This window comes from Lacibacter luteus, from assembly GCF_004118265.1.
GTDB classification, from domain to species: domain Bacteria; phylum Bacteroidota; class Bacteroidia; order Chitinophagales; family Chitinophagaceae; genus Lacibacter; species Lacibacter luteus.
Genome location: NZ_SDHW01000005.1, coordinates 135779 through 153845, shown reverse-complemented (window position 1 = coordinate 153845; position 18067 = coordinate 135779). Strand labels below are relative to the sequence as shown.

The 18067-nt window shown below is 40.5% G+C and carries 18 protein-coding genes; 7 read left to right on the top strand and 11 right to left on the bottom strand.

Annotation, left to right across the window (positions count from 1 at the left end):
* The first annotated feature begins 97 nt into the window (after nt 1–97).
* The gene (dnaG, locus tag ESA94_RS15655; RefSeq protein WP_129131881.1) at nt 98–2029 is read left to right on the top strand and encodes a DNA primase; all 1932 of its coding nucleotides are present in this window, start codon (nt 98–100) and stop codon (nt 2027–2029) included.
* On the opposite strand, the gene ESA94_RS15650 is transcribed toward dnaG, so the two are convergent.
* The 9 genes from ESA94_RS15650 to ESA94_RS15610 form a co-directional block, all read right to left on the bottom strand.
* Nucleotides 2026–2664, bottom strand: a complete 639-nt coding sequence (locus ESA94_RS15650) for a phosphatase PAP2 family protein (RefSeq protein ID WP_129131880.1) — start codon at nt 2662–2664, stop codon at nt 2026–2028. The genes dnaG and ESA94_RS15650 overlap by 4 nt on opposite strands.
* Nucleotides 2654–3175 carry a class IV adenylate cyclase gene (locus ESA94_RS15645; RefSeq protein WP_129131879.1) on the bottom strand — a complete coding sequence of 174 codons (522 nt, stop codon included), beginning with the start codon at nt 3173–3175 and terminating at the stop codon, nt 2654–2656. Before ESA94_RS15645 ends, ESA94_RS15650 begins: the two co-directional genes overlap by 11 nt.
* 56 nt (nt 3176–3231) lie before the next feature.
* Entirely contained in the window at nt 3232–3681 is a 450-nt protein-coding gene (locus ESA94_RS15640) for a hypothetical protein (protein WP_129131878.1), read from the bottom strand.
* A 152-nt stretch (nt 3682–3833) separates the two neighbouring features.
* Nucleotides 3834–4646: a M48 family metallopeptidase gene (locus ESA94_RS15635; protein ID WP_240671071.1), complete on the bottom strand. Its 813-nt coding sequence runs from the start codon at nt 4644–4646 to the stop codon at nt 3834–3836.
* Between the two features lie 75 nt (nt 4647–4721).
* Entirely contained in the window at nt 4722–5348 is a 627-nt protein-coding gene (gene plsY / locus ESA94_RS15630) for a glycerol-3-phosphate 1-O-acyltransferase PlsY (RefSeq protein ID WP_129131876.1), read from the bottom strand.
* Between the two features lies 1 nt (nt 5349).
* Nucleotides 5350–6201, bottom strand: coding sequence for a 50S ribosomal protein L11 methyltransferase (gene prmA / locus ESA94_RS15625; protein ID WP_164972765.1), 852 nt, complete (start codon nt 6199–6201; stop codon nt 5350–5352).
* Nucleotides 6202–6321: 120 nt separating this feature from the next.
* Nucleotides 6322–8499, bottom strand: coding sequence for a polyribonucleotide nucleotidyltransferase (gene pnp / locus ESA94_RS15620; RefSeq protein WP_129131874.1), 2178 nt, complete (start codon nt 8497–8499; stop codon nt 6322–6324).
* 159 nt (nt 8500–8658) lie between these two features.
* The gene (rpsO, locus tag ESA94_RS15615; RefSeq protein WP_129131873.1) at nt 8659–8931 is read right to left on the bottom strand and encodes a 30S ribosomal protein S15; all 273 of its coding nucleotides are present in this window, start codon (nt 8929–8931) and stop codon (nt 8659–8661) included.
* A gap of 91 nt (nt 8932–9022) precedes the next feature.
* Entirely contained in the window at nt 9023–9484 is a 462-nt protein-coding gene (locus tag ESA94_RS15610) for a nuclear transport factor 2 family protein (protein WP_129131872.1), read from the bottom strand.
* A gap of 67 nt (nt 9485–9551) precedes the next feature.
* Here ESA94_RS15610 and ESA94_RS15605 point away from each other — a divergent pair, with 67 nt between their 5' ends.
* From ESA94_RS15605 to ESA94_RS15595, 3 genes are read left to right on the top strand one after another with little or no spacing between them, the layout of a single operon-like run.
* Complete coding sequence (locus ESA94_RS15605) at nt 9552–10121, top strand: hypothetical protein (protein ID WP_129131871.1); 570 nt, start codon at nt 9552–9554, stop codon at nt 10119–10121.
* A 45-nt stretch (nt 10122–10166) separates the two neighbouring features.
* The gene (locus ESA94_RS15600) at nt 10167–11300 is read left to right on the top strand and encodes a glycosyltransferase (protein ID WP_240671070.1); all 1134 of its coding nucleotides are present in this window, start codon (nt 10167–10169) and stop codon (nt 11298–11300) included.
* The gene (locus tag ESA94_RS15595; RefSeq protein WP_129131870.1) at nt 11293–12411 is read left to right on the top strand and encodes a glycosyltransferase; all 1119 of its coding nucleotides are present in this window, start codon (nt 11293–11295) and stop codon (nt 12409–12411) included. The genes ESA94_RS15600 and ESA94_RS15595 overlap by 8 nt, the downstream gene beginning before the upstream one ends.
* Here ESA94_RS15595 and ESA94_RS15590 read toward each other — a convergent pair.
* Nucleotides 12392–13078, bottom strand: coding sequence for a cell division ATP-binding protein FtsE (locus ESA94_RS15590; RefSeq protein ID WP_129131869.1), 687 nt, complete (start codon nt 13076–13078; stop codon nt 12392–12394). The two genes, ESA94_RS15595 and ESA94_RS15590, sit on opposite strands and share 20 nt — an antisense overlap.
* A 114-nt stretch (nt 13079–13192) precedes the next feature.
* Here ESA94_RS15590 and ESA94_RS15585 point away from each other — a divergent pair, with 114 nt between their 5' ends.
* Nucleotides 13193–13564, top strand: a complete 372-nt coding sequence (locus ESA94_RS15585) for a BlaI/MecI/CopY family transcriptional regulator (protein WP_129131868.1) — start codon at nt 13193–13195, stop codon at nt 13562–13564.
* 2 nt (nt 13565–13566) lie between these two features.
* A complete protein-coding gene (locus tag ESA94_RS15580) occupies nt 13567–15801 on the top strand; it encodes an N-acetylmuramoyl-L-alanine amidase (RefSeq protein WP_129131867.1) in 2235 nt (744 codons plus the stop codon).
* 62 nt (nt 15802–15863) lie between these two features.
* Here ESA94_RS15580 and ESA94_RS15575 read toward each other — a convergent pair whose 3' ends face one another.
* Nucleotides 15864–17036 carry an AIR synthase related protein gene (locus ESA94_RS15575; RefSeq protein ID WP_129131866.1) on the bottom strand — a complete coding sequence of 391 codons (1173 nt, stop codon included), beginning with the start codon at nt 17034–17036 and terminating at the stop codon, nt 15864–15866.
* Nucleotides 17037–17107: 71 nt separating this feature from the next.
* Between ESA94_RS15575 and ESA94_RS15570 the strand changes: the two genes are divergently transcribed.
* The gene (locus tag ESA94_RS15570; protein WP_129131865.1) at nt 17108–18046 is read left to right on the top strand and encodes a bifunctional riboflavin kinase/FAD synthetase; all 939 of its coding nucleotides are present in this window, start codon (nt 17108–17110) and stop codon (nt 18044–18046) included.
* Nucleotides 18047–18067 lie beyond the last annotated feature (21 nt).

Here is an 18067-nt window from a genome sequence, read left to right as displayed (position 1 = left end):
TCAGAAAGAAACAAGTCGTTCATTTATCAGCCTGATACTTTCGGGCTTTCCGACTTTCTTTCTTCCCGTCTTTCGTACTTTTCGTAATTTGCCCCCCTTGATCTCGCAGGAAACCATACAACAGATTTTAAGCCGCATTGATATTGTGGAAATAGTAGGCGGCTTTGTGAAACTGAAGAAGCGTGGAGCCAATTATCTCGGCAACTGTCCTTTTCACAACGAAAAAACGCCTTCTTTTACCGTATCGCCGGCAAAAGAACTTTTTAAATGCTTTGGTTGTGGCAAGAGTGGTAATGCCGTAAGCTTTCTCATGGAGCATGAGAAATACAGCTATGTAGATGCATTGAAATTTCTTGCCAACAAATACAATGTAACAGTTGAAGAAACTTATTCTTCGCCGCAGGTAAAAGAAATGCGGCAAACCGCCGACAGTCTTTATATCATCAATTCGTTTGCTCAGCAGTTTTTTGCAAAGCAATTATTTGAAACAGAAGAAGGCCAGTCTATTGCATTAAGCTATTTGAAAGAACGTGGCTTTCGGGAAGATATCATTCACAAATTCCAGATCGGTTATTCTCCCCGCCAGCGTGATGCTTTTACAAGTGAAGCCATCAAACAACAATACAATCCTGAGCTGTTGACCAAAACAGGTATTGTTGCCGAACGCAATGGTGAGTTGATGGATAACTATCGTGAACGCATCATCTTCCCTATTCATAACAATACCGGTAAGATCATTGGCTTTGGTGCACGCATCATTGGTAAAAAAGAAAACGCACCCAAGTACATCAATACGCCGGAGAACGAAGTGTATGTTAAGAGTAAAATTCTGTACGGCACTTATTTCGCAAGACAGGCCATTGATAAGAACGATGAATGTTTGCTGGTAGAAGGTTATACCGATGTGGTTTCTTTACACCAGGCAGGCATTGAAAATGTTGTAGCAAGCGGTGGCACTTCGTTGACTCCTGATCAATTACGGTTGATCAAAAAATACAGTAACAATCTTACCATTCTTTACGATGGTGATGCTGCAGGTGTAAAAGCGGCCATGCGTGGTTTGGATCTTGCATTGGAAGAAGGGTTGAATGTTCGTCTTGTTCTTATTCCGGATAATGAAGATCCCGACAGTTATGTAAACAAAGTTGGTGCACAGGGCTTCAATGAGTTTATCCGTAACAATAAAAAAGATGTGATCCTTTTTCAGCTGGAAGTAATGCTGAAAGATGCAGGTAACGATTCAACCAAAAAAGCTGCAGCTGTTAATACCATTGCAGAAAGCATCAGCCGTATTAACAAGGTTGAAGACTTTACACGCAAGCAGGATTACATTAAGAAGAGTGCAGAGCTGCTGAAAATCGATGAAGCTGGTTTACTCACATTGGTAAATAAACTCACCAGCGAACGTATAATTAAACAGGAAGAACGGTTTCAACAGGTGGTTACCGATGTGCCACCGGATATGCCTCCTCCTGAATTTGGTTATACCGACAGTGTTGAGTTTTTTAATCTTGATATAAAAAATGAACGGGCATTGGTTTGCCTGTTGCTTGAGTTTGGCTTATTGCATTGGGATGAGCAAACAACAGTTGCACAGCATGTGTTTGCAGAAATAGATGAATGGGGTATGATTGAAGATGCAGAGCTGCTGCATTTGTCAACGGTTTATCGTGAAGCTTATCAACAGGGTGCAGAACCTACCTTAAAAGGATTTATTTTTCATGAAGATCAGAACATCAGTAAACTCACCGTTTCCTTATCCGAATTCGGCAACGAATTAAGTCCGAACTGGATTCGTATTTACGAAAAACCATTTCCTACAAAAGAAGACCTGTACATACAGGAACTGCAATCGGTTTTAACCTATCTGAAGTTGCGTAAGATCAAAAAAATGATTGAAGAAAACCAACGTGATATGGAACTGCCGCATAACGATGAAGAACTGATCACACTCATTAAAACACATCAGCATCTGAAAGAACTGGAGATGGAATTAACCAAAGCATTGGGAACGGTGATTGTTCGTTAATCCCATTCTTTCTTACGCAATAACCAGCAAAGAAAATAAGAGCTGCTGAAACCAAGTGCTGCACCGGCCAACACATCTTCGGCAAAATGTGCTCCAAGATAAATGCGTGAATAACCGACTACAACGGCTACAACAAAAAAGAATAACTGCACAAATTTGTTGCGTGTGGCAAATGCCAGCAGACTGAATGTTGCAAAGGCTGTAGTGGTATGCCCGCTGGGGAAACTGTTGTGCCCTTTCAATAAAACATCATCCACTTTATGAATCACTTCCGGCTTTTCAAAATACAATCCGGGGCGTGGCCGTTGTTCCAAACGTTTAATTCCCTGTGCAAGTAAGCCACTTAAAATAAATGAGAGGATCAACAACAAACCAAGTTTCTTTTTACCAATGAGCCAGAGAATAATACCCAATGCTGCCATAAAAATACCGTCGCCCACATAGGTAAAGTATTTCAGAATAATATCCGCAACATCGGTGTGCTGATTGTTAAGCGTAAGAAAAACAGTTTCTTTATTCCAGTAAAAAAGAGCGGCAACACCAACCACCAGCAACAGCAATGTTGCGTAGGTAAAAACGTTTCGTACAGGATGATTGTATTTCCAGTTCATTACTAATACAAAGCTAAGATGCATTCAACAACAGATCGCTGTAAGAATGCGTTAAAAGATCGGTTTCGGGTATCTTAAATGCCTGTAAATAATAGTTGCACTGTGTATTGATCTTTTCTAAGCCAAGTTTGCCATCGGTATCTATTGCTTCAATTTCAACAAAACTGCCAAGCCCTTCCACCTCATCAATATGAAACTTTACATTTTCGATAAAGTAGATCTCCCGTTTCTTTTTCACCACCACTTTTATACCATTTGCAAAAGCAAGTTGTTCTTTCAGCACATCGCTGTTTGCAGGCACCCGGAACAATTTTACTTCGCTCAGTTTGGGTCCTGCTTTATTTTCCCTGCTGTACCAGATCAACGCATTTTCAATTGGCCCCTGCCGCAACTTCAGCCGTCCGTTGTTTACATTAAAATATGTGTCGGTCTGCTCATCTGTACCAACAAAGCGGGCCTGTTGCTGTAGAAGATAAGCACGAATAAATTCAGGGTTTACACACCTTGCTTTTATTTCAATATTCTTATGACTCATGTAAATTAAAAAGCCGCCTTTTGCAGACGGCTAGTGTAATTAGTTGGTGAACGGATTTAAGCTTCAGCCGGTGTTAACCTTGAAGTTCTGTTTGTTGATCTTGCTGGTTTCGGAGCTAATGCAATAGCACGTTCAAAACGCATTGCAGTCCATACATGATCCAGCACTACTTCTTCTGAAGTTTCAAATCCGCACTGGCACACAAACTGCCAGCTTCCGTCTCTGTTTAAATCGCTCACAATTTTGGAAGCCGATTTAGGATAAGCTACCCAGAATTTGGCGTTGGGGCCTAATGCTGGCAGCACTTCCTTTAAGATTCCGTTTAATTGATTTTGATTTACTGCAAAGACGAGGGCAAAATCGATCTTCTTACTGCGTAACAACGGAGTTACGTTCTTGGCGAACGATAACTTTACAAATTGTTTTTCGATTGAAGAGGGTAAGCCCTGAATTAATAAGTTCTTTTCTTCGTTCAATTGGAGTTTTTCCAAGAGAGAAATAGACATGCCAATGTAAATTTTGATGAGAACTAAAGTGGATTGCAAAGGTAGTTAATTTCCCCATCACTCACAGGTTATCAACAAACATTTTTTTGTTTTTGAAGACACAAAAAAGCCGGCTTTTAGCCGGCTTGATATGCTTAAAATATAATTTTCAATTACTTACCTATTGGTTTGTAATAAGGCATGGCCTCTTTTACGTATTGCTGCATCTTGGTAATACGGGTTTGATCGGATGGATGGGTACTTAAAATTTCCGGTGGTTTCTGACCTCCGCTTGCTTGTGCCATCCGTTGCCAGAAAGGAATCGCCTCTTGCGGGTTATATCCGGCCATGGCCGCAAAGCGTAATCCGAACTGATCGGCTTCCAGCTCCTGTTTACGGGAGAATGGTAATGTACCGCCCACTGTTGTACCAATACCATAGGCATTCATAAACAGGTTCTGCGTTTCTGCAGATTTATTTGCAACAGCAACAGATAATGCTACGCCACCTAATTGCTGAGCCAAACCCTGGCTCATACGTTCGTTACCATGCAGGGCGATAGCATGTGCAATTTCATGGCCCATAACCACTGCAAGAGCAGCCTCGTTTTGTGTTACAGGCAATAATCCTGTGTACACAACCACTTTACCGCCGGGCATACACCAGGCATTCACTTCCTTATTATCAACAAGATTAAACTCCCATTTATAACCCTCCAGAATTTCAGGTTTGCCTTGCTCTTTTAAATAATTGGTTATAGCATTTGCAATACGTGTACCTACACGGCGTACCATCTCTGCATCTTTATTAACCGATACCGACACAACTTTACTTTCGGCAAGAAACTGCTGGTATTGTTGTGTAGCCATTGCCTGTAATTCTTTTTCAGGTAATAACTTGAGCTGACTGCGACCAGTTATCTGGTTCTTTGCACAACCAGCAAGCAGTACCGTTATAATTGCCAACGAACTAATTATCTTTTTCATCTTCATTGATTTTACTTACAGATTTCAATTTGCGTACCAAGTTTAAAAAACAACTCCTGCAAAAGAACGTTAAGATTACTTTTTCCGCTTAAACCCGGTGAATTTATTTTCTTTTCCTGCGAGTAAACGCAGAATGTTTTTATAATGCATTACAATTACCAACAACGCTGCAATAATTGAAAACCACCGCATATATTCATTTGTTTCCTTTACTGCAAACCAAACGCATACAGCAAATACTGTAACAGCAATAACAGAGCCGAGTGAAATATACTTTGTTAAAAAAACCACCACTACAAAAGCTGCTATACTTATTAAAGCTGTCCATGGTTGTATTGCCAGCACAACACCAAACAAAGTTGCTACGCCTTTCCCTCCTCTGAAACCGGCAAACACCGGCAAGATATGTCCGGCTACTGCAACGAGTCCCAACAACAATTTCCAGAATGTGGTTTCATAACCCAGCCATATAGACGAATCTACTGCATGTGAAAGTTGCACTGCAGCAATACCTTTTCCCATATCTATTATCAACACAATAACACCCCATGTTGAACCAAGCACACGAAAGGTATTGGATGCACCCATATTCTTACTGCCATGTTCACGTATGTCGATATGAAAAAACCATTTACCGATCCAGTAAGCTGTAGGAATGGAGCCAATAAGATAAGCTGACAATATGAGCAACAGCGCATTCATGTTATGCTATCTTTTGAAACAATAATGCACTCCAGTTGTTTCTGTCAGATGCTGTTATTAATTGCAGTTGTTGTGCGGTTGCAGCGTCAATGAGCAACTGATTTTCATCTTTATAAAAACCACTGATGATAATATAACCCTTATTATTAAGGGAAGCTGCCATTGTTACCATGTATTGCAACAGAATATGCCGATTGATATTTGCAAGAATAATATCGAACTGATGTGTTGATGGCACATCGGCTTTTTGAACAACGATCTTTGTGCAGTTGTTGGTAGCAACATTCTCCAATGAGTTTTCAATACACCAATCATCGTTATCAACTGCAAGTACAGAAGTTGCACCTAATTTTTCTGCAAGAATGGCCAGCACCGCTGTGCCGCAACCAAAATCAAAAACTGTTTTGTTAGAGAAATCAATTCCCTGCATCAGCTTCATTACCTGCCATGTAGTTGCATGATGGCCTGTACCAAAACTCATCTTTGGCGTGATCACAATTTCGTGCTGCACCGTTGCAATTGTTTGATGAAAGTGTGCACGCACTGCAACAAACTCATCTACTACAACCGGTTCATAATTACTCTCCCACTCTGCGTTCCAGTTCTTGGGTGCAATTACTTCTTTTGTATAGCTGAGAGAAAATGGTTGCAACAATTCTTCCAACTGCTGCTGATCGAATTGCTCTTCGCTGATGTATGCATTCAATGCATCGGTTGTTTCTTCAAATCCGTCATATCCTTCTTCGCTTAACAAAGCCAGTAGTATTTCCTGTTGCTCATCGCTTGTAACAGGCACTGAAATTTTGATATAATTGATCATAGTTAATATCTGTTTTGCAGACAGGTATGCCATACTTACCATAGCTTGACGCATTTCATTCGAAACACAGATAAGTATGGCATACCTAGTTCATACGCAATAAAAAGTCCCGCCTTGCAGCGGGACTGTAAAGTTCACTTATTTCATTGAAAGTTAGAGACGCTCTTCACCATTGCTCTCATCCTGTCTTGGTTGAGGCTGTGGTTTCGGTGCACTCTCCGGCTTTGGCATTAACGCTTTGCGGCTGAGTTTGAACTTACCAGTCTTCGGATCGAGACCGATGAGTTTTACTTTCACCTGGTCGCCGATTTTGAAGATGCCTTCCATGCTTTCCAAACGCTTCCAGCTTATTTCACTGATGTGTAATAAACCTTCTTTCTTTGGAAGGAATTCTACAAACGCACCAAACTCTTTAATACCTTTTACGGTTGCTTCGTAAACAGCGCCCACTTCAGGAACAGCTACAATACCTTTAACCCAGGCTACAGCTTTATCCAATCCTGATTTCTCTTGTGAGAAGATGCTTACTTCACCGTAGTTACCTACTTCTTCAATCGTAATGGTTGTACCAGTTTCACGTTGGATCTCCTGGATTACTTTACCACCAGGCCCGATAACAGCACCAATAAATTCTTTATCGATAATGAGTTTCTCCATGCGTGGTGCATGTGGTTTCACCTCAGGACGGTGTTCTGCAATACACTCATACATTGCATCAAGAATGTGTAAGCGACCGTTACGAGCCTGTGCCAATGCTGCACGCATTACATCCATGCTCAAACCATCTACTTTAATATCCATCTGCACACCGCAAATACCTTCACGTGTACCGGTTACTTTAAAGTCCATATCACCAAGATGATCTTCATCACCAAGGATATCTGTAAGAATAGCATACTTACCATCACCACGTGTGATCAATCCCATTGCCACACCACTAACGTGTTTTTGAACAGGAACACCTGCATCCATCAACGCCAATGAACCAGCACAAACAGTTGCCATAGAAGACGAACCATTTGATTCAAGAATATCACTCACTACACGTACAGTGTATGGATATTCGCTACCAGGCATCATTTGTTTTAATGAACGCATAGCAAGGTTACCATGACCAACTTCACGACGGCCAGGACCACGCATCATCTTCACCTCGCCAGTTGAGAACGGAGGGAAGTTATAGTGGAGAATGAATTTTGTGTATTCGCTTTTTGCTGCACTTTCAACTAACAACTCATCGAGTTTGGTACCAAGTGTAACAGTAGTGAGCGATTGTGTTTCACCACGGGTAAACAAAGAAGAACCGTGTGGAGTTGGCAGAGGCTCAGTTTCCATTTGCAAAGGACGCACCTGGTCTAACTGGCGGCCATCGAGACGGATACGATCATCGAGGATCATATTACGTACCACTTCCCACTTGAGATCTTCGTAGTATTTTTTAGCGAGCTTCTTGTCTGCATCTGTTGCTTCTTCACCGAGGCTGGTAATTAATTCCTGCTTCAGTACATCATAAGCATCACTGCGTTCGTGCTTGCTGCTACCTGCTTTTGAAATAGTATATACTTTATCTTTTGCAAAAGCGATCACTTTCGCATTCAGTTCTTCGTTAACAACAGGCTTTGTGTACTCACGTTTTGCAGTAACACCAACAGCGTCTCTTAATTCCTGTTGCGCTTTAATTTGTACACGGATTGCATTGTGTGCAACTTCCAATGCTTTTACCAGTTCTTCTTCACTGCATTCTTTTGCTTCACCTTCCACCATCATCAGGTTCTTTTCAGTAGCTGCAATAATGAAATCGAAAGAAGCTTTTGCCAGTTGTGAACGGCTTGGGTTTACAACATACTCACCATCTATATTCGCTACACGTACTTCAGAGATAATTTCCTTGATGGGAATATCAGAAACAGCGAGTGCGGCAGATGCAGCCAAACATGCCATTGCATCGGGCATAACCTCTGCATCAGATGAAATAAGGCTGAGGAGAACCTGCACATCGCAGAAATAATCTTCGGGGAATAAAGGACGTAAAGCACGGTCAACCAAACGGCTGGTGAGAACTTCGTAATCACTCAGTCTTGCTTCACGCTTAAAAAACGAACCGGGAATACGGCCTGCAGATGCAAACTTTTCCTGGTAGTCTACTGATAATGGGAAGAAGTCTTGTCCTTCTCTTGGTTCTTTGTTAGCAACTACTGTAGCGAGGATAACGCAGTTACCCTGACGAACAGTAACAGAACCATCGGCCTGGCGGGCCAGTTTACCTGTTTCGATGGACACGATGCGGCCATCTCCCAGATCGAACGACTTGCTGATAGGATTTAATAACATACAAATCTTGTTTTTGAATTGACAGGAAGGCAGGCGGGATAAAGGCCTTGCAAGCAATTCTGTGAAATAATGAAGTGAAAAGAGAAACCTGTAAGAAAAACAAAATTCCCAACCGCAAAAAAACGTGTTGGGAATAATGATTTATTACATAACCGTAAATTATTTACGGAGACCGAGTTTCTCAATTAATGCACGGTACCCTTGCAGGTTGTGCTTGCTCAGGTAGCTGAGTAAACGCTTACGTTTACCTACCAGTTGCATCAGACCACGGTTTGTAGAGAAGTCTTTCTTGTTTGCTTTTTGATGAGCAGAAATGTGATTGATACGCTCAGTTAACAGAGCGATCTGACCTTCAATAGAACCAGTGTTTTGTTCAGCGCCACCGAAGTTGGCGAAAATGCTTGCTTTTTTTTCTTTTGTAATTGCTGACATCTCAGATTTTTTTAATTGACATCCAAATTGTACATCTGTAAATTGGCGGCAAAGGTAGGGGAAATATCCTGAAAAAGCAGCATTTGACAGATTAATTATTCCGGCTAAGGAAGCGGTCGAGCCCTGCCCTGGCTGTTTTCCGCACTTTTTTTCTGAAAAATCCGGTTCCACCCAACAATTGGCCCTTGAAACCCATTGCCTGCCCGGCCCATTTGTGCAGATCGAAACTGTCCCGATGGCGGAAAATTTTTCCATCCTTCAGCTCAAATTCTGCATGAATACGATTGATGACCCGCCGGCCTGTTGCTGAAAAAATGTACACCGCCACCCAATCGGCATTACCCTGCTCGCCGGCTAGCTGCACATGGCTATGCGTTATTTCCATATTGCCGCCGCCCCGTTCAATTAACATGCGCCACATGGCCGGTACTTCTTTTCCCTTCAACCCAACAAATACCTCATCGGTAAATTCGGCATCAGGATGATAGCAATTGGCCATTGTTTGCCAATCGCCTTTGGCAAAAGCTGTATAGAACGTTTCTATCAGATTCATATTAAGTAAGGTAAAAAATCATCGGCAAATGAGGCTGAATTTGTTTGCATATCTTTCTTGAAAAAAGATGCGCAACCTTATCATCCTGTTTTTACTTCTCTTTTCATCTTCATTAATTGCTCAAAAAAGCGGTTATGTTAAACCCCTATTTACAGCAACAATAATTTCACCCGGCTTAGCTTATGAACATCCTGTTTCGGATAAGCTGAGTATAAAAACCAAAGCTGCTTTCAGTTTCGGATGGTCGTACTCCTACTCCTCTTCGCTTGGATCATCTTCTTCCTTTTCGCCTGCAGTACTTGCGGCTCTGCAGCTCCGTTATTATTACAACTTCGAATTAAGAGAGAGAAAGGGAAAAATTACCGACAGAAATTCGGTAAACTATATTTCACTTTTAACCAAGTATGCATATTCAGGAATAACTTATTATCATAACAGCCAGGGAAATTATTCAATAAAGCAGGCATCGCATTTACCCAATGTTGGGATTGTATGGGGCATACAACGTAATTATAAAAACCGTTTTAGTTTCGATTGCAGCATCGGACCAAGCATCTACTCTCCATTGGTGAATAATGAATTCTCTTTCATTGCAGATGTTTCGTTAGGAATATGGCTGGGTAAAAAAGTTGATTGATGATTCATCGTTCATTTTACTAAATTGCGCAAAACCAATTATTCTTTGCCAAACATCATTTGTACAGTTACTAACGACCTTACTTACGATCAACGTATGATCCGGATCTGTACAACACTTGCACAACAAGGCTATACTGTTACATTGGTTGGACGAAAACTCAACCAATCGGAAGCGCTTCAACAACATCCCTTTGTTCAAAAAAGATTATTCTGTTGGTTTACCAAAGGCCCATTGTTTTATGCAGAGTACAACCTTCGTTTATTTTTTTGGTTGTTGTTACAACAAGCTGATTGTATTTGCGCAATTGATCTCGACACCATTCTACCCTGCTACTTTGCTTCGCAATTAAAACGCACAAAGCGTGTATACGATGCACATGAGTTGTTTTGTGAGATGAAAGAAATTGTTACCCGCCCTTCACGCTACCGCATGTGGAAACGGATAGAACGTTTTGCTGTTCCGAAATTCCGATATGGTTATACTGTTTGCGAACCTATTGCCGAAGAGTTTGAAAAAATGTATAACGTGAAGTATGAAGTGGTGAGGAATGTGCCGGTGATAAACAGCCAAATGGTAAAAGGCGTAAGGCATACGGAAAACAATACACAGCCTTCAACCCTAAACCCTAAACCTTCAACCTTCCTCCTTTACCAGGGTGCAGTAAACGAAGGCCGTAGTTTTGAAACATTGATACCTGCTATGAAGCTGGTAAATGTTTCGTTGCATATTTATGGTGATGGGAATTTTCTTGCACAAACACAAACCTTAATTGCTCAGAATCAACTTGAAGAAAAAGTGCTATTGAAAGGCAAATTAAAACCTGCAGAGTTGAAAAATATTACCTCTACTGCATACGCAGGCATTACACTATTTGAAAACAACGGACTTAGTAACTATCTTTCGCTTGCAAATCGTTTCTTCGATTATATACAGGCAGGTGTTCCGCAGTTATGTGTTGACTATCCTGCTTACCGGAATATCAACAACCAATTTGAAACTGCATTGCTGATACCCGATACAAGTGAAGAGACCATTGCAAAAGGTTTAAACAAATTATTATCCGACCCTGTTTTATATGCCCGGTTAAAAGCAAACTGCCAAAAAGCTGCAGTTGTTTTAAACTGGCAGGAAGAAGAGAAACGATTAATTAACTTTTATAAAAAACTCCTTGGCTGATCACATACATATTGTTTCGTTTGATGTTCCCTTTCCTGCCGATTATGGTGGCGTGGTTGATGTATTCTACAAAGTGAAAGCATTGCATGAATTGGGAATTAAAGTTCACCTGCATTGTTTTGAATATGGCCGTGGCGAACAAACTGAGCTGGAAAAATATTGTGCAGAAGTGTATTATTACACCCGCCAGGAAGGGCACAAAGGTTTTTCACTGCAACTCCCTTATATTGTTGCTTCCCGTAACGATGAACAATTATGGAAACGTTTGGAAGCAGATAATTATCCCGTTTTTTTTGAAGGCGTGCATTGCACTTACGGCTTAAGCTCAGGTGCTGTTACAAAAAAGAATATCGCCATCCGTTTACACAATACCGAATTTGAATACTATAAACAACTGGGTAAGTGGGAAACATCGCTTGTGCGTAAAGCTTACATGCAACACGAAAGCAGATTATTGAAAAGATATGAAGCTACATTGAAAGACTATCGCATACTTTCTATTTCGCAAAACGACTGCAGCACATATCAAAAAACATTCAAAGCCGGGAACATCAGTTACCTGCCTGCATTTATTCCCAATACAATTGTTACATCCAAAACAGGAAAAGGAAATTTCGTTTTATACCACGGTAACTTATCGGTAGCTGAAAATGAAAAAACAGCAAGCTGGTTGCTGGAAAAAGTTTTTCATGAGCTGGAAACTCCCTTTGTAATTGCAGGAAAAAATCCTCCCGATCGCTTAGTTGAATTAGCTCAGAAATATCCGCACACCTGCATGGTAGTTAACCCCGGTGAAGATGAACTGAACGATCTGATGCAGAAAGCACAGGTGCATGTGTTGCCTTCAATGATACAGTCGGGCATTAAACTGAAATTATTAAACGCCTTATTTAAAGGACGACATGTTATTGCAAACAACGCCATGCTTAATGGTACAGGTTTAGAGGCTGCATGTCAGCTTGCAAACAATCCTACTGAAATGAAATACCAGATATTCCGGTTGTTTCATAAAGAGTTTACCGATGATGATGTGCAGATAAGAGAAGGTCTCTTGCAAAACAATTTTAACAACAGAAAAAATGCAGAGCAGCTTATGCGTGCTCTACAGTAGCATTATCCCACACTTTACCGCCTTCGGTCTTTACCATACGTGCAGGATATTTTTTGATCACCATAAAATCATGCGTAGCCATAATCACTGCTGTGTTATAATCACGTGCAACCTGGAAAAGCAGGTTCATGATTTCATCGCTTGTTTCGGGATCGAGGTTACCCGTAGGTTCATCGGCCAATATTAATTTAGGAGAGTTGAGCAATGCACGTGCAATATCAACACGTTGCTGTTCGCCACCACTCATTTCAAAGGTCATTTTAAATCCTTTCGATTTCAAACCAACTTTGTCTAATACATCGTTGATTTTTTCTTCCATCAGGTTTTCATCTTTCCAACCTGTAGCCTTCAGTACAAATTTTAAATTCTCGTGCACATTACGATCGGTGAGCAATTGAAAATCCTGAAACACCACACCCAAACTACGACGAAGGAAAGGAACTTTTTTCCAATCCATGTCACGCAGATTAAATCCGGATACTGTAGCATCGCCTTCGGTTAAAGGCAATTCGCCATAAAGCGTTTTAAGTAGAGATGATTTACCTGTACCTGTTTTACCAACGAGGTACACAAACTCGCCTTGGTTAACCGAGAGATTAACGTTGCTGAGAATGAGATTACCACTTTGATAGATATTGGCGTTGTTTATTTCGACGATCGGAAGCATACTACAATTTTATATACCGCAAAATAAGTGCAAACCAATGAAAAAGAAAGCTGAAATGTTTCTTTAACTAAATTTTTAGTTGTTAAACTAATTTTTTAGTTATACATTCGTTTTATGAGTGCAGACAAATTAAAACCGCTTACCAAAGCAGAAGAGCAGGTAATGCAGGCGATCTGGAAACTGAACAAAGCATTCCTGAGAGAAATTGTAGATGCAATGCCTGTTCCCAAACCGCATCAAAACACCGTTGCAACGTTGCTGAAAATTTTAATAGAAAAGAAATACATCAAGGTTGATGTGGTTGGCCGCATGCATCAATACTATCCTGCAATTACAAAAGAAGCTTATTCAAAAGCCAGTATGAAAACATTGGTGAAAGGTTATTTTGAAGGCTCGTTTTCCGAAGCTGTTTCCTTTATGGTGAAAGAAAACAATCTCAGCATCGAAGAGCTTGAACTACTCTTACAAACCCTGAAAAAGAAATAACCATGACTGCTCTAACCGAATACCTGCTGAAAGTAATCATCTGCTCCGGTGTATTAACCGCTTATTACTGGCTGGCACTACGTAACAAAATCTTTCATCAATGGAATCGCTTTTATTTGCTGGCAGCTGTAGTGCTGTCGCTAACGCTTCCTTTGCTGCAATTTCAGCTTTGGTATCATCCTGCTGAGCAAACAGCTACCTCGTACAAAGTTTTACAAACCATCACCACCAACGAAACCTGGTTTGAAGAAGATGTGCAGCAAACAGCTTCAGTAACAAATCATTTTACTACAGAACACATCAGCACTTATCTCTACCTGATAGTATCACTGCTGATATTTGCCGGATTTATAAAAGCACTTGTTCAAATTTTCCGTCTTTATAAAAAATACCAGCATTGGAAAACAGAACAGCTGGTATTCGTTGATACCGACGCCAAAGGCACACCCTTTTCTTTTTTCAATTACATTTTCTGGAACAGAAATATTGCATTTGAATCAATACATGGTCAACAGATTTTTGCCCATGAGCTGGTGCATGTAAAAGAAAAACATAGCCTTGATAAATTGTTTTTGAATCTCTTGCTGATTGCATTTTGGATAAACCCGTTCTTCTGGCTTATACGCAAAGAACTATCAATGATCCATGAATTTATTGCCGATAAAAAAGCGGTACAGGATCAGGACAGTTCTGCACTGGCTGCAATGATCCTTGCATCAGCTTTTCCCGGTCATACACTTCCTTTCACCAACCCCTTTTTTTATTCACCTATTAAACGAAGACTCCTTATGCTGTCGAAACTTAAAAACCCGAAAGCGAGCTATATCAGCCGCTTGTTATTACTGCCGTTGCTTACGTTTTTGGTTACTGCTTTTGCTGTAAAAATTAATCGTAGTGAAACAAATCTCTCCCCGTTTTCTGAATTAGAACAACCATTAACGGTTGTAATTGATGCCGCACATGGTTATAAAAATGGAATTCCTACGGGCGTAAGAGGTTTAAACAATTTGCAGGAAGATGAAGTAGTTCTGGCCATTTGCAATAAAATAAAAGCACTCAATAAAGATGTAAACCTTAAACTCGTTTTTACCAGACCAACAGAAACCGATGTTGCATTGAACGACCGGTTACGTATTGCAACGGAACAAAATGCCGATCTGTTTATCTCCATTCATGCCGCTTATGCGCCACCTGTTGTTCGGCAAGGAACCAAATCAGATAACCCTGCAAATGGTGTAGAAATTTATGTTGCGAAAGATGGTACTCCTTATCTTGACAAAAGCAAGCAGCTTGGCTTAACCATTCTTGGCGAGATGAAAGATATTATGGCTATTCGTGAACCTGCCATCAAGCAAAGGGAAAAGGGTATTTATGTTATTCAATCAGCTCCCTTCCCTTCTATTTTGATTGAATGCGGATTTATCAGTAATAAAAACGATGCGGAGTTTGTATCAAACGAAAAGAACCAGGAACAAATAGCAGCAGCTATTTTAAAAGGTATTGTGAACTATGCATCCGGAAAAAATAAAGCATCAGACATAACTACAATTACCAACACTCAAAACGATACAATCCCTAATTCAAACAAAAAAGTAACAAAGCTGATTTCTGATTCAATTCTAGTTGATAACAACACTTATAATAATCACCTTATCATTATTAATGGAAAGAAATCTACAAGAAAAATGACAGACTCTTTATTAATTACAGCAAAAACAGTTACTGTAATTCCAAAGAACAATAAAGATGCGATCACTAAATATGGATCTGAGGCAAAAGATGGCGTTATTATTTTTGAAGATGCGGTTATAACAGAAAAAAATACAATAGAACAACCGCAACAAGCAAAAGACACTTTGCCTAAAAACACAAATAGTATTCCGGAAGGCACTCCCATTTTTACAAAAGCAGAAATAATGCCTCAGTTTCCCGGTGGAGAACTTGCATGGAACAGGTATATGGAAAAAGTAATAAGAGAAAATATTGATGCTTTAACTGCAGAGGGTAAAGACGGCTTGTGTGAAGTTGAATTTATTGTTACTCCTGATGGATTTGTCAGTAAGGTAAAAGCCAAAACCATGCAGAACACGAAGCTTGCAGAAGTGCTGATAGAAGCAATTAAAAAAGGCCCTAAATGGGTTCCCGCAATTCAAAACGGGAGAAAAGTATATTGTAGGTCAATACAAAAAATAAATCTCCGTTTACCTGTAAGTACAACTTCAATTACGTTTAATTAAAACATAGAAAGCAAAATTGCTTTGTATAAAAAAAGCGAGGTTTAGCCTCGCTTTTCTATTTTCTAGAAGGTTAATTCTTCATCCTTCAATTTAATCAGCAACTCTTTCTTCTCACTCGCTTCTACCCTGCCGATCACCTGTGCATCAACACCAAACGATTTCGAAATATTGATCAATGTATCCGCATCTTTTTCATTGGTATAAATCTCGAGCCTTGTACCCATGTTGAACACCTGGTACATTTCACGTGCATCAGCACCGGAAGCTTCCTGTATCAGATCAAAAATGATTGGCGGTGTAAACAGATTGTCTTTCACGATCTTCATTGGTCCTGGTAAATATTTCATACACTTGGTTTGTCCACCACCACTGCAATGGATCAAACCATGTACTGCATCAAAATGATTCTGCAGAATTTCCTTCAACACCGGTGCAAATGTTCTTGTTGGTGAAAGCAACAAGCGACCGATGAGTGATGTTTCACCATTCGGCAATTGCACTTCATCAGCCAAACGATGTTTGCCGATATACACCACATCATCACTCAATTTCGATTCAAATGTTTCAGGGAAATGATGCGCATAATATTTCTCCAACACATCGTGTCTTGCACTTGTTAAGCCATTACTTCCTAAGCCACTGTTGTAAAAGGTTTCATAATCTGCCTGTCCAAAACCAGCTAAACCCACAATTACATCACCGGCTTTTATTTTATCGTTGCTGATTACTTTGCTCTTTGGCCAGCGAGCCGTCATCGTTCCATTAACTGCAATGGTACGCACAACATCACCCACATCAGCCGTTTCGCCACCTAGGTAATGAATGTTCACCCCATATTCTTTCAGTTGTGCAAACAACTCAGCCGACCCGTTGATCACCTGTTCCAATACTTCTCCCGGAATCAATGTTTTGTTACGATCTACTGTTGAAGAGAATAAAATATTATCATAAATACCTACACAAAGCAGGTCATCGAGGTTCATAACAATAGCATCCTGTGCAATGCCTTTCCAAACCGATGCATTACCCGTTTCTTTCCAATACAGATAAGCAAGAATACTTTTGGTACCTGCACCATCGGCATGCGTCACATTCACCCAATCGGCATCGCCACCCAAATAATCAGGATAGAGTTTGCAAAACGCATTTGGATATAAACCCTGGTCGAGATGTTCTACTGCCTTGTGTACTTCTTCCTTTTGCGCTGAAACGCCCCGTTTATTGTATAATGACATGTACCGATGATTATGAGCCGCAAAACTAACACTTCCACACATCAAATGTGTTACTTTTGTGCCTTCAAATTATGAAGGTTTACAGAAGTCTGCAGCAACTGCCGGTTTTCAGCAAAACCGTACTAACAATCGGTACGTTCGATGGTGTGCATCTTGGTCACCAGCAAATTATCCGGCAATTAATTGCTGAAGCTAAAGAACGGGAAGCCGAATCGGTACTCATCAGCTTCTACCCACATCCCCGTAAAGTGCTTAAACCCGAGCAGGAAGTAGCCGAACTTACTACACTGGAAGAACGTATTGAACTGTTGAAACAGCAGGGATTGGATAACCTCGTTGTTGTTCCGTTTGATAAAGCTTTTGCAGCACAAACTGCACAACAGTACATCCAGGATTTTTTGGTAAAGCTGTTCAGCCCATCACTCATTATTATTGGTTACGATCATAAATTCGGCAACAACCGTGAAGGTGATTTTGCGTTGATGCAGCAGATGGGAAAAGAGTTTGCCTACGATGTAAAAGAAATTCCGAAACAGGTGTTGAACGAAGTAGCAGTAAGTTCAACAAAAATCCGTGAAGCCATTGCAAAAGGCGATGCACAAACAGCCAATCAACTTTTAGGCTATACCTATTTCTTCAGAGGATATGTGGTGGAAGGAAATAAACTCGGTCGCAAGCTGGGCTACCCTACTGCCAACCTGCAGATACAGGATGCAGGTAAACTGGTTCCGGCAAACGGTGTGTATGTTGTGCTTGCACAGATTGAAGGCGATACAAGAATTTTAAAAGGGATGATGAACATTGGCACAAGACCTACTGTTGACGGCACACAAAAAACAACTGAAGTAAACCTGTTCGATTTTGAAGAAGACATTTACAACCGCCATTTAAAAGTGTTTGTAAAATATCATTTACGTGAAGAAGTGAAGTTTAACGGATTGGATAAACTGATTGAACAGTTGCACAAAGACAAAGAGCAAAGCCTGCAACTGCTGGCCGATGCTGAATAATATTTATTGATAAAATGAACG

Bases quoted from the DNA above. Each gene is read 5' to 3' on its own strand.
- ESA94_RS15580 (WP_129131867.1), top strand. From the start codon at position 13,567: ATGACTGCTCTAACCGAATACCTGCTGAAAGTAATCATCTGCTCCGGT.
- ESA94_RS15575 (WP_129131866.1), bottom strand. From the start codon at position 17,036: ATGTCATTATACAATAAACGGGGCGTTTCAGCGCAAAAGGAAGAAGTA.
- ESA94_RS15605 (WP_129131871.1), top strand. From the start codon at position 9,552: ATGCGCAACCTTATCATCCTGTTTTTACTTCTCTTTTCATCTTCATTA.
- plsY (WP_129131876.1), bottom strand. From the start codon at position 5,348: ATGAATGCGCTGTTGCTCATATTGTCAGCTTATCTTATTGGCTCCATT.
- ESA94_RS15635 (WP_240671071.1), bottom strand. From the start codon at position 4,646: ATGAAAAAGATAATTAGTTCGTTGGCAATTATAACGGTACTGCTTGCT.
- pnp (WP_129131874.1), bottom strand. From the start codon at position 8,499: ATGTTATTAAATCCTATCAGCAAGTCGTTCGATCTGGGAGATGGCCGC.
- ESA94_RS15585 (WP_129131868.1), top strand. From the start codon at position 13,193: ATGAGTGCAGACAAATTAAAACCGCTTACCAAAGCAGAAGAGCAGGTA.
- ESA94_RS15645 (WP_129131879.1), bottom strand. From the start codon at position 3,175: ATGAGTCATAAGAATATTGAAATAAAAGCAAGGTGTGTAAACCCTGAA.
- ESA94_RS15640 (WP_129131878.1), bottom strand. From the start codon at position 3,681: ATGTCTATTTCTCTCTTGGAAAAACTCCAATTGAACGAAGAAAAGAAC.
- ESA94_RS15610 (WP_129131872.1), bottom strand. From the start codon at position 9,484: ATGAATCTGATAGAAACGTTCTATACAGCTTTTGCCAAAGGCGATTGG.
- prmA (WP_164972765.1), bottom strand. From the start codon at position 6,201: ATGGCATACCTGTCTGCAAAACAGATATTAACTATGATCAATTATATC.
- rpsO (WP_129131873.1), bottom strand. From the start codon at position 8,931: ATGTCAGCAATTACAAAAGAAAAAAAAGCAAGCATTTTCGCCAACTTC.
- ESA94_RS15650 (WP_129131880.1), bottom strand. From the start codon at position 2,664: ATGCATCTTAGCTTTGTATTAGTAATGAACTGGAAATACAATCATCCT.
- ESA94_RS15570 (WP_129131865.1), top strand. From the start codon at position 17,108: ATGAAGGTTTACAGAAGTCTGCAGCAACTGCCGGTTTTCAGCAAAACC.
- ESA94_RS15590 (WP_129131869.1), bottom strand. From the start codon at position 13,078: ATGCTTCCGATCGTCGAAATAAACAACGCCAATATCTATCAAAGTGGT.